Annotated in this window: 8 protein-coding genes and 2 pseudogenes; 3 read left to right on the top strand and 7 right to left on the bottom strand. The window is 68.2% G+C overall.

The annotated features are described in order from the left end of the window. A pseudogene (locus ABZ818_RS41360) lies at nt 1-504 on the top strand ((Fe-S)-binding protein); the annotation flags it as partial. Nucleotides 505-546: 42 nt separating this feature from the next. On the opposite strand, the pseudogene ABZ818_RS41355 reads toward ABZ818_RS41360, so the two are convergent. After that, nucleotides 547-1,698: pseudogene (locus ABZ818_RS41355) on the bottom strand (IS30 family transposase); the annotation flags it as partial. 244 nt (nt 1,699-1,942) lie between these two features. Beyond that, entirely contained in the window at nt 1,943-2,365 is a 423-nt protein-coding gene (locus tag ABZ818_RS41350; protein ID WP_361427100.1) for a hypothetical protein, read from the bottom strand. Between ABZ818_RS41350 and ABZ818_RS41345 the strand changes: the two genes are divergently transcribed. Further along, nucleotides 2,289-2,900 carry a helix-turn-helix transcriptional regulator gene (locus tag ABZ818_RS41345; RefSeq protein WP_361427097.1) on the top strand — a complete coding sequence of 204 codons (612 nt, stop codon included), beginning with the start codon at nt 2,289-2,291 and terminating at the stop codon, nt 2,898-2,900. The genes ABZ818_RS41350 and ABZ818_RS41345 overlap by 77 nt on opposite strands. Nucleotides 2,901-3,022: 122 nt before the next feature. Here the strand turns inward: ABZ818_RS41345 and ABZ818_RS41340 are convergent, their stop codons facing one another. Then, nucleotides 3,023-3,202, bottom strand: a complete 180-nt coding sequence (locus ABZ818_RS41340) for a hypothetical protein (protein ID WP_361427094.1) — start codon at nt 3,200-3,202, stop codon at nt 3,023-3,025. A gap of 141 nt (nt 3,203-3,343) precedes the next feature. After that, nucleotides 3,344-3,913 carry a hypothetical protein gene (locus tag ABZ818_RS41335; protein ID WP_361427091.1) on the bottom strand — a complete coding sequence of 190 codons (570 nt, stop codon included), beginning with the start codon at nt 3,911-3,913 and terminating at the stop codon, nt 3,344-3,346. A gap of 386 nt (nt 3,914-4,299) precedes the next feature. Here ABZ818_RS41335 and ABZ818_RS41330 point away from each other — a divergent pair, with 386 nt between their 5' ends. Further along, nucleotides 4,300-4,800: a hypothetical protein gene (locus ABZ818_RS41330; RefSeq protein ID WP_361427088.1), complete on the top strand. Its 501-nt coding sequence runs from the start codon at nt 4,300-4,302 to the stop codon at nt 4,798-4,800. Nucleotides 4,801-5,450: 650 nt separating this feature from the next. Here the strand turns inward: ABZ818_RS41330 and htpG are convergent. From htpG to ABZ818_RS41315, 3 genes are all read right to left on the bottom strand, one after another. Continuing rightward, complete coding sequence (htpG, locus tag ABZ818_RS41325; protein WP_361427085.1) at nt 5,451-7,370, bottom strand: molecular chaperone HtpG; 1,920 nt, start codon at nt 7,368-7,370, stop codon at nt 5,451-5,453. A 164-nt stretch (nt 7,371-7,534) separates the two neighbouring features. Then, the gene (locus ABZ818_RS41320; protein WP_361427082.1) at nt 7,535-8,752 is read right to left on the bottom strand and encodes a transposase; all 1,218 of its coding nucleotides are present in this window, start codon (nt 8,750-8,752) and stop codon (nt 7,535-7,537) included. A 138-nt stretch (nt 8,753-8,890) separates the two neighbouring features. Next, nucleotides 8,891-9,541 carry a type III effector protein gene (locus tag ABZ818_RS41315; protein ID WP_361427079.1) on the bottom strand — a complete coding sequence of 217 codons (651 nt, stop codon included), beginning with the start codon at nt 9,539-9,541 and terminating at the stop codon, nt 8,891-8,893. Nucleotides 9,542-9,687 lie beyond the last annotated feature (146 nt).

Genomic DNA, 9,687 nt, shown 5'->3' with positions numbered 1-9,687 from the left:
ACCTGCCCGCACTGCCTCAACACGCTCGGCAACGAGTACCCGCAGCTCGGCGGCGACTACGAGGTCATCCACCACACCCAGCTGCTCCAGCACCTGGTGGACGAGGGCAAGCTGGTCCCCATCACCCCGGTCGAGGGCATCATCACCTACCACGACCCCTGCTACCTGGGCCGCCACAACAAGATCTACACGCCTCCGCGCGAGATCATCGGCAAGGTCCCGGGCCTCAGGAACGAGGAGATGCACCGCCACAAGGAGCGCGGCTTCTGCTGCGGCGCCGGCGGCGCCCGGATGTGGATGGAGGAGCGGATCGGCAAGCGCATCAACGACGAGCGCGTCGACGAAGCCCTTGCGCTGAACCCGGACATCGTCTCCACCGCCTGCCCGTTCTGCCTGGTCATGCTCACGGACTCGGTCAACGGCAAGAAGAACGACGGCAAGGCCAAGGAGTCCGTCCAGGTCGTGGACGTCGCCCAGCTCCTGCTCGACTCCGTCACGACCCCGGTCGACAACCGGCCTCCGATTGGCTCGGCAGGCCTCGTCCCTGCTGTGCCGGGACAGGTCGGTGCCCTTGGGAAAGTACTGCCGCAGGAGCCCGTTGGTGTTTTCGTTGGAGCCGCGTTGCCAGGGGCTGCCAGGGTCGCAGAAGTAGACCGGAACGTCGGTGGTGATGCTGAAGGCGTGGTGGGCAGCCATCTCGGCGCCCTGGTCCCAGGTCAGTGAGCGTCTCAGGTGGGGTGGCAGGGCCTGGACGGTGTCGGCCAATGCCCTGCGGACGGCTGCTGCTCCGTGGCCGTGGGGCAGGTGGACCAGCATGAGGTAGCGGGTGCTGCGTTCGACGAGGGTGGCAATGGCGGATCGGGAGTTGCTGCCGACGATGAGGTCGCCTTCCCAGTGGCCGGGGACGGCCCGGTCGGCGGCTTCGGCGGGACGGTCACTGATCATGACCATGGGGTGGGGAAACCGCTGCCGGCGGCGGGCGGAGTGCCGGTGGGGACGCCGGATCGCGCGTCCGGTCCGCAGGGCGCGGGTCAGCTCACGCCGCAGCTCTCCGCGGCCTTGGACGTAGAGGGCCTGGTAGATCGTCTCGTGGACCACATGCATCTCCGGCCGCTCAGGGAAGCGTCTGCGCAGAGCGTGGCAGATCTGTTCCGGGCTCCAGCGTCGGGCGAGGTGCTCCTGGACGAAGTCCCGTAGCTCGGGGATCTGACCGATCTTGCCGACCTTGGGGCGGGGCTTGCGCCGGTTGGCGCGGTGTTGGGCTGCGTATGGCCGGTAGTACCACCTGCCGTCGGACAGGACGGTGCGGTTGCGGCGAATCTCCCTGCTGATGGTGGAGGGGCTGCGTCCCATCTCGGCAGCGATCGCGCGGACGGTGGCCTTTTCACGCAGCCGGTCGGCTATGTGGATGCGGTCGGCCTCGCGCAGATACCGGGACGGTCCGGTCGGCTCTTCCGACTGTGCTGGTTCAGCGAACGACGGCGGCACCACCTCGGTGATTGGTGGTGCCGCCTTGTTCTTGCCGGACGCGTTCCGGCCGTTGCGCCAACGTCTGCCGGTACGGCTGTTGATGCCGATGATCCGGCACGCGTCCTCGTGAGGAGTTCCTTGATCCACAAGCTGAAGGTATGCCTCCCGCTCGCGGACCAGCTTCCTCGGTTCCTGGGGCCTCCGGTCATCCCGGATCTTGAAGTCCATCGCATCCCATGAGCTGGGGTGTTGCGACGACCACTAGAACCTAAGTCTCCCCAGGGCCCTTCGGCGTGACGGGATGGCGTACGGAGTCGGCCCCGGTCTCCAATCTCTGAACCGCGGTGCAAATTAGCCGCCGCGCGCCTGCCGTGCCGCGCAGGTGTGGCGCACACTTGGCGATCGAGGTGATCGAGCGGCCAGGGTCGGGCAGGAGTACCTACGCCGGCTGCGCAGGTACCCCCCGCGTGGCTCAGCCGTAGCTGACGTAGCAGTTGACGCCGTCGGATTCCCGGTAACAATGGGCGTTCTCGTTGTCGTGGATGCGGGTGTAGTCGTTGGCGCTGACGTAGCGCCAGGCGCCGTGCATGTTCACCCAGTAGTTCTCGTACTGCATGGTGAAGGCGTCGGTGTCGTTCCAGACGGTCCAGCTGTAAGTGCGGCCGTTCATGCTGGCTGTAGTGCAGTTGTTATGCGCGTTAACGTAGTTATAGGTGTTACCGCCGTCGCGGTTCCAGATGTGGCACGTGCTGCCCTTGGTGCCGTTGGTGAACTGGATGTCCTTGGCGATGACGAGGTTCTGGATGCTGTCGTGACGGATGACGTCTCCGCCGACGACAGCGTACGCAGGGCTCGCGACGCCGACCACGACTGCGGCCGCAGCAGCTCCCAGCACAAAGGCGGCAGACCGCCATCTAGTGCGGTGTTCCACTGTTCCCTCCCCTAGGACGAGAGCCGCCCGGCGGACGGCTCACCGTCCACACAGTGGTCGAGCCCGGGGCCGGGGGCAACGGAAGGGGCGTCCCGGGATGATTCACACGGGCCTGGCTGGGGATCCTTCCACAGGTTGGGACGCTATGGGATGCTGCGCTGGTACTGGGGTTCTGGTCTGGGGGGGCAGGGCAGCCGTGATAGTACGGGCAACGACGCTGGCGGAATCTTTCACCCGCCTGAAGGAGCGCAGCGGGCTCAGCTACGCGGCGATCTCACGCAAGTGCTACCTCAGTACCTCAAGCCTGCACCGCTATTTCACGGGCCAGGGAACGCCCTCGGACCCGAATCTCGTGATCAGAATCGCCGAGGCGTGCGGTGCCGACGCAGCAGAGATGCGTTCCGTACTCAGATGCTGGCTTGGGCAGACGTCCGGCGGCCAGCCTCCTGCCGCGGCCACCGCGACACCCGATGCTCCAGCCGAGGCCCTTCGTCCGTGACAGCAGCGTCTGGCCCCGTCAGGTCAACGAGGGACGGGCCGCTGGCGTCACGGTGCTACAGCTACGGGGCCGTGCCGAACTCGGCGGCCTTGTCGGTCGGATGGTGTCGCCTGACGACGAGGCTACGGCCATCCCGGCACCGGCCGACCGGTGAACGCGTCCAGGAGGACACGGTCGCCGAGTGGCCGGTCCAGCTTCACCGTCACCATCTCGCCGAGCAGGTCGGCGGTGCAGGGACCCTCCTTCGTCCCGACGACGGACGTGGACAGCACCACGCTCCCGTCCGTCTCCAGCACAGCCACGGCAGGACCGTCGTCGCAGGCCCCGTGGTTGGCGAGCACCGTGATGGACCGGCCGTCCCTCGCGGTCCTGACCCTGCCGCAGCGGCTGCAACGTGTCGCTGGGCCCCTCCGCTATCGGCTCGATCGGCGGTGTGGGGGGCTTCAAGGGACGGACGGCGGCCTGTTTGAGCGGGTGTCGTAGCCGTCCAGGGTGAAAAGCCAGGCCGGGACCGTCGCCGGGCCGCGGCTGGTGGACAGGGTCATCTCACCCAGTTTCGCCCCGGTCACGGTCAAGTGCGGTCCGTCGTTGCCGCCGCGGGCCACGGCCTCGTATGCCTGCCGCGCCTCCATCAGCGGCAGCGTGAGCGAGCCCCCGCTCTCCCACGTCACCTGGCCGTTCTTCCGTGGCGCGGCGGGGAGTTGGCCACGCAGGGCGAAGTTCTGGTTCCCGTAGGCCTGCTTGTCGGCTGCGTCGTGGAAGGCGTCCTCGGGCAGCTGGACCACCTCTCCGATCGGGTAGTAGTAGCCCTTCCGCCAAGCTCGGGCGGCCTCGGAGCCGTCCCAGGCGTCGGCGACCTGACGAGCGCGGGCCTCCGCCATCGGGCTGTGGCCGGGGGTGCGGGCCTGAGCGCCACGACCGCTGCCCTGTTCGTTGCCGCAGCCGGTGACGGCCCCGCCCGCTGTGGCGAACAGGGCGAGGACGAGGAGCAGTTGGGCGTTACGTGCGGACATGGACCCCCCTGGGACCGACGGTGACGAGCACAAGCTTCGCGGTGTGGGCTCGCGGCGTACTGCTCCTATGACGCACCGGGGCCACGACACGTTGTGCCTCGTGACGCAGGCCAGGACGGGGACAGATCGCGGCCGTGCACGTCACCCTCGAATGCCTCAAGGGGCTACTCACATCGGCCGACGCGGTTGCGCCGAACGGACCCCAGACCCTGACGGCATCAAGAGCCACCTGACCAGGCACGATACGGCAGCCAATGACCCAACACGTTGAGTTATCAGTTAGTTGTGCTGAGCGACGGCTGCTTTCAAGGTGGCTCAAGATCCGATGTCCACCGAAAGGGACACGCAACATGCTTGGTCTGCCCACTTGGCGCACTGCCTCCACCGTGCTCTGCGCCGCCCTTCTGGTCGGTATCGCCGGCCCGCTCGCAGTAGCGGGCGACTCGGTCCGCGAGCGCAGCCATGCGGCATCCCCCGACACGCACCTCGACAGCCTGCGCGATTCCCGGCTCGCCCCGGTCGCCGACTTGGCCACCGCTGTAGAGCAGAGCGACGACGGCCAACCGACCACCGGGCAGATCAACCAGCTCGGCGACGCCGCCGAGAACGCCCTCACCGATCCTCAGGCACAGACACCGGAAACCGCGGCCACCGACCTTGCCAGTGATCCACTGGCCGTCCTGCGGCAAGCGATCAACAACCTCGTCCAGGCCATCGCCTCCGGCGACGCCGGCCAGGTGTCTGCGGCGGAAAAGGCCTTCGTGACCGCCCTGAGCGATTACATCGAGGCGGTGCAGAACAGCAGCGGTCTCCCCACCCCCACCCCCACCCCCACCCCCACAGAGACCCCGACCCCCACACCGACGGAGACCATGTCCGTCTCATAGGCCATCGGGCTGGCACCGCCGTCCCGGCCGCCGACCGCCTTTCAGGACAGTCCCCAGCCCCGTGTCGGTCGGGGTGGCGGACCGGCGGCCGGCTCGCCGAACGGCAGGGGGATATCCGCGGGTCGGTCGACGACACCGGGGTCCGGCTCACCACCGCGCACAGCTCGGCCACCCCCGACTGGCACCTCTACCCGCGCTACGCCGAGAACTCGGAGCTGTTCGTACTGCTCAGCACCGACAAGTCCGCCGTCGGCGTCGTCGTCCTGCCCAAGCGGGCCGTGGCGGACCCGGAGGGCGTGGACCGGCTGCGGGCGGTCCTGGACCGTCGGCTCGTGCGCGCGGACGCCGCCGAGCCCGGCGGCCCGCGGAGCCGGAGTCGGGCCGTCGGCCGCGGGGCCGGCTCTGGGCACATCCCACCCGCCGGATACGAGACCAACTACTACCGCAAAACCACGAAACCCCAGGTCAAAGTCACAACCGATCAAACCCGGAACGGTTCACCCCGTGTGGTAAATGGGCAGCCAGAACGTATCCGTCTGTCCCGGCACCCTGTACGGGGTGCCGGGACAGACGGATACGTGGGGTGTGAGGGTGGCGAGGTCGGGGTGGGTGCGGCCGGGCGCTTCGGCTGTGCCGGGCCGCACCCGTGGTTACAGAGTCCGGGTCAGGCGGTCGGTGAGCAGCCGGGTGAAGCGGGCCGGGTCGGGCAGGTCGCCGCCTTCGGCGAGCAGCGCGCTGCCGTATATCAGCTCGGCGGTCTCCGCCAGTGCGGGGTCGTCGGCGCCTGCGTCGTGTGCTGTGCGCAGGGCGGTGATGAGCGGGTGTGCGGGGTTGAGTTCCAGGATCCGCTTGACCGGGGGTATCTGCTGTCCCATTGCCCGGTACATCTTCTCCAGGGTCGGCGTCACGTCGTGGGCGTCGCCGACGATGCATGCCGCCGAGGTCGTCAGGCGTGACGACAGGCGGACCTGCTTGACCTGCTCGGACAGGGTGGTGGTCAGCCACGGCAGCAGGGCAGCGAAGTCCTGCTCGCGCTGGGCCTTCTCGGCGTCGGTTTCCTGGTCGCCGTCGGCGGACTCGGCGAGATCGACCTGACCCTTGGCGATGGACTGCAGGCGGTGGCCGTCGAAGGCCGGGACCCGGTCCACCCACACCTCGTCGATCGGGTCGGTGAGGATCAGAACCTCGTACCCCTTGGCGGCGAAGGCTTCCATGTGCGGGGAGTTCTCCACCATCGCGCGGGTCTCGCCGGTCAGGTAGTAGATGGTGTCCTGGCCGTCCTTCATGCGCTCGACGTACTCGCGCAGCGTGGTGGTCTTCTCCGGGTCGTGCGTGGAGGCGGCCGACACCAGCTCCAGCAGGGCCTCGGTGTTGTCCGTGTCCTCGACCAGGCCTTCCTTCAGCGCCCGGCCGAACTGGGCCCATACCTTCGCGTAGCGCTCGGCGTCCTTGGACTGCATGTCCTTGATGGCGCCGAGGACCTTCTTGACCAGGCGCCGGCGTACGCCGCGGATCTGTCGGTCGTGCTGGAGGATCTCGCGGGAGACGTTCAGCGACAGGTCGTGGGCGTCCACGACACCCTTGACGAAGCGCAGGTAGTTGGGCATGAGCGCTTCGCAGTCGTCCATGATGAACACCCGCTTGACGTACAGCTGCACGCCGGGCTTGGTCTCGCGGGAGAACAGGTCGAAGGGTGCCTGTGAGGGGATGAACAGCAGTGCCTCGTACTCGAAGGTGCCTTCGGCGCGCATGTGGATCGTCTCGGCCGGTGCCAGCCAGTCGTGGCTGATCTGCTGGTAGAACTCGTTGTACTCGTCCTCGGTCACCTCGCTGCGCGGCCGGGCCCACAGCGCCTTCATCGAGTTGAGTGTGTGGATGTCGCGGGTGGTCTCGCCCTCGGCGTCGGTGCGCTCGGTGGCCATCCGGATCGGCCAGCGGATGAAGTCCGAGTACCGCTTGACGATCTGGCGGATCTTTGATTCGGAGAGGTAGTCGGCGAGCCCGTCCTCGCCGTCGGCGGGCTTGAGGTGCAGGGTGACCGAGGTGCCCACCTCCAGGCCGTCGACGGCCTGGAGGTCGTAGGTGCCCTCGCCGTCGGACTGCCACTGAGTGCCGGAGTCGGTGCCGGCCCGCCGGGTGCGCACGGTGACCTTGTCGGCAACCATGAACGCCGAGTAGAAGCCGACGCCGAACTGCCCGATCAGGCTCTCGGCGGTGGCGGCGTCCTTGGACTCCTTGATCTTCTCCAGCAGGCCGGCGGTGCCGGACTTGGCGATGGTGCCGATCAGCTCCACGAGATCGTCCCGGGTCATGCCGATCCCGTTGTCACGGACGGTCAGTGTGCGGGCGTCCTTGTCGGCCTCCAACCAGATGTGCAGGTCGGCGGCGTCGATCTCGGCGAGGCTGGAGTCGGTCAGCGATTCGAGCCGCAGCTTGTCCAAGGCGTCGGAGGCGTTCGAGATCAGCTCGCGCAGGAAGATGTCCTTGTTCGAGTAGATCGAGTGAATCACCAGTCGGAGCAACTGGCGGGTCTCGGCCTGGAATTCCAGTGTCTCGACACTGCTGCTCATGTGGGTCTCTTTCTGTGGGAACGTCATGAACGGACTTGGACTCGGGCCGAGACGGACCGTTGCCCGCCGTCGGCGTGGTTCGGGGTGGGCCGGACTGCACCCGCATGGTGTGACTCTGTGTGGTGGGATTGACTTCCTCCCCGGGCTGAAGCTCGGGGATTGCCCTATGAGGGGGTTCGGCCGGTTGCCCGGCTTACGGGTTCCTGCTTCACGGACCGGCTGGTGCCGAGGTCTCCACAGGCTGAGACCGCATGTCCTGCGGCCTTGATGTTCTTCGCGGCGTTCACGTCGGCATGGTCGCGGTGTCCGCAGCCTGCGGCTTTGCACCGGAAGACCGCTTGGCTCTCGCGGTTTCCTTCCGTGACGAAGCCGCAGGCGGAGCACCGCTGCGACGTGTACGCGGGGTTGACCTTCACCACGCGCGTGCCCGTGTACCGGGCGGCATTGGCAAGGGCGAGTTCGAGGCGGTGCCACGCCTTGTCCAGGATGGCCCGGTTGAGCCCGGCCTTCTGGCGGACGTTGTGGCCGGGCTCGGCCACGGTGCCAGACGCGCCGGCGGACATGTTCTTGATCCGCAGGTCTTCGAGGACCACCAGGGCGTTCTTCGCGACGATCCGGGCAGCCCTCTGCGCGCAGAAGTCCCCACGCCGGTCCGACACCCGGGACATGATGCGCCCCATGGCCCTGATCGTCTTGTGCCGGTTCGCGCTGGCGCGCTTGGACCGGGCGAGGCGCTGTTGCAGACGCCGGTACCGGATCATCTCGCCGGCCGTGATGAACGGCCGGCCGTGGAAGTCGCCGTCCGAGGTGACGACGGCGGTCTTGACCCCCCGGTCGAGGCCCACGGCGGTACCGGGCATGGCGTGCTGCGCGGGAGTGGCAGCGTGGTCGTCGACGAGGAACGACACAAACCACCGGCCGCCCTTGCGGGACACGGTCGCACAACGGATCTCACCACCCAGGGGGCGGGACCAGCGGAAGCGGACCCGGCCCAGCTTCGGCAGCTTGACCCGGCCCCACTTGCGCCCCAGCCGCTCCACGCTGATCTGCTGGGCGTCGGGGAACCTAAACGACGGCGACCAACGTGCCTTCGACCGCCACCGCACCCTGAACGTGCCGTGATCCCGGCAGGCCCGGTCCAGATCCTTCAGCGTCTGCTGCAATGCATGCGACGGTGCCGCCTTCAACCACGGATGCTCACGCTTGGCGTCGGCCAGCTCGGCGCACTGCGGCGCGTAGTTCATCCACGCCCCTCGCCGCCGGTATTCCCGACGCTGCTCCAGGGCCGTGTTCCACACCGACCGGCAGATGTCGCCGAACTCCTCGCACATCTCACCTTGTTCAAGCGAGAGGTCGAGCAGGTAGCGGCGACCGGACAGCAAGAGAACACCCCCTTCGACTGGTGCGATCACCATAGTGCGCGCCACTGACAACGCAGAGAACTCCGCCGCTGCGCGGCTCCGCACCAAGGATGAGCTGACCCCGTCCTGAAGGACGGGGCTTGCGCTCAAGGGATCCGGTCAGTCATCGTCAGCGGCTGTTGTCGTGCGCCGGCCTTCGAGCGCGTCCAGGGATTCGACGAGGCCGGTGTGGCGAGCATCGAGGTAGGGACGCATGCCGGCCAGGGGCGCAATGAGCTCGGCGGCGTCGGTGGCACCGAGAGCGGCATGCAGGGCGGCCTGGGCTGAGCGCGCTTCGGGCCCGAGGTGGGCGAGCGCGGTGATCTGTCCGGCGAGGCGGCGCAGGTCGGCGGCGTTGGCGCGGGCCCAGGTGGTGGTGGCGCGTTCGGCGGCCCTGGCCTGGCGGGTGGCCGTCACGCGCTGCTCGCCGGTGGTGCCGACGGCGCCGGGGCGGCCGCGCAGGTAGCGGCGTTCGGCGGCTTGGCGGCTGGCGACGCCGAGGGGGCCAGCGAGGTCGGCCCAGCTGGCGCCCGCGTCGCGGGCGGTTTCGATCAGGCCGGTCTCCCAGCCGGCGAGCTGCTCGCGCACCTGCCGCAGCAGCATCAGGGAGGCCAGCGCCTGTTCGGGACCGGGCCCGGCGGCGTCGGGGGTCTCGTGCTGGGCTTCGCGCAGCGCGTCGTCTATGGCGGCAAGGGCCGCCGCGGCGGCGAGGAAGGACGCCGGGCTGGGGGCGTCGGTACTGGTCGTGGACGGCTGGTCGGCTGCGGTCACGGGCACCTCCCTCGGATTGTCATCACGTAGACGACATCGTGTTTGTCATCTATTGGATGACATGTTACAACGGTGCCAGTGAGGCGCATTGGCAGCAACTGCCTGAACCTGCTGGAGGTGTTTTCACGATGTTGATGCGCACTGAC

This window comes from Streptomyces sp. NPDC047453 (assembly GCF_040643155.1).
GTDB lineage: Bacteria > Actinomycetota > Actinomycetes > Streptomycetales > Streptomycetaceae > Streptomyces.
Note: the sequence above shows the minus strand (reverse complement) of the source record. Positions and strands in the feature narration are given on the sequence as shown.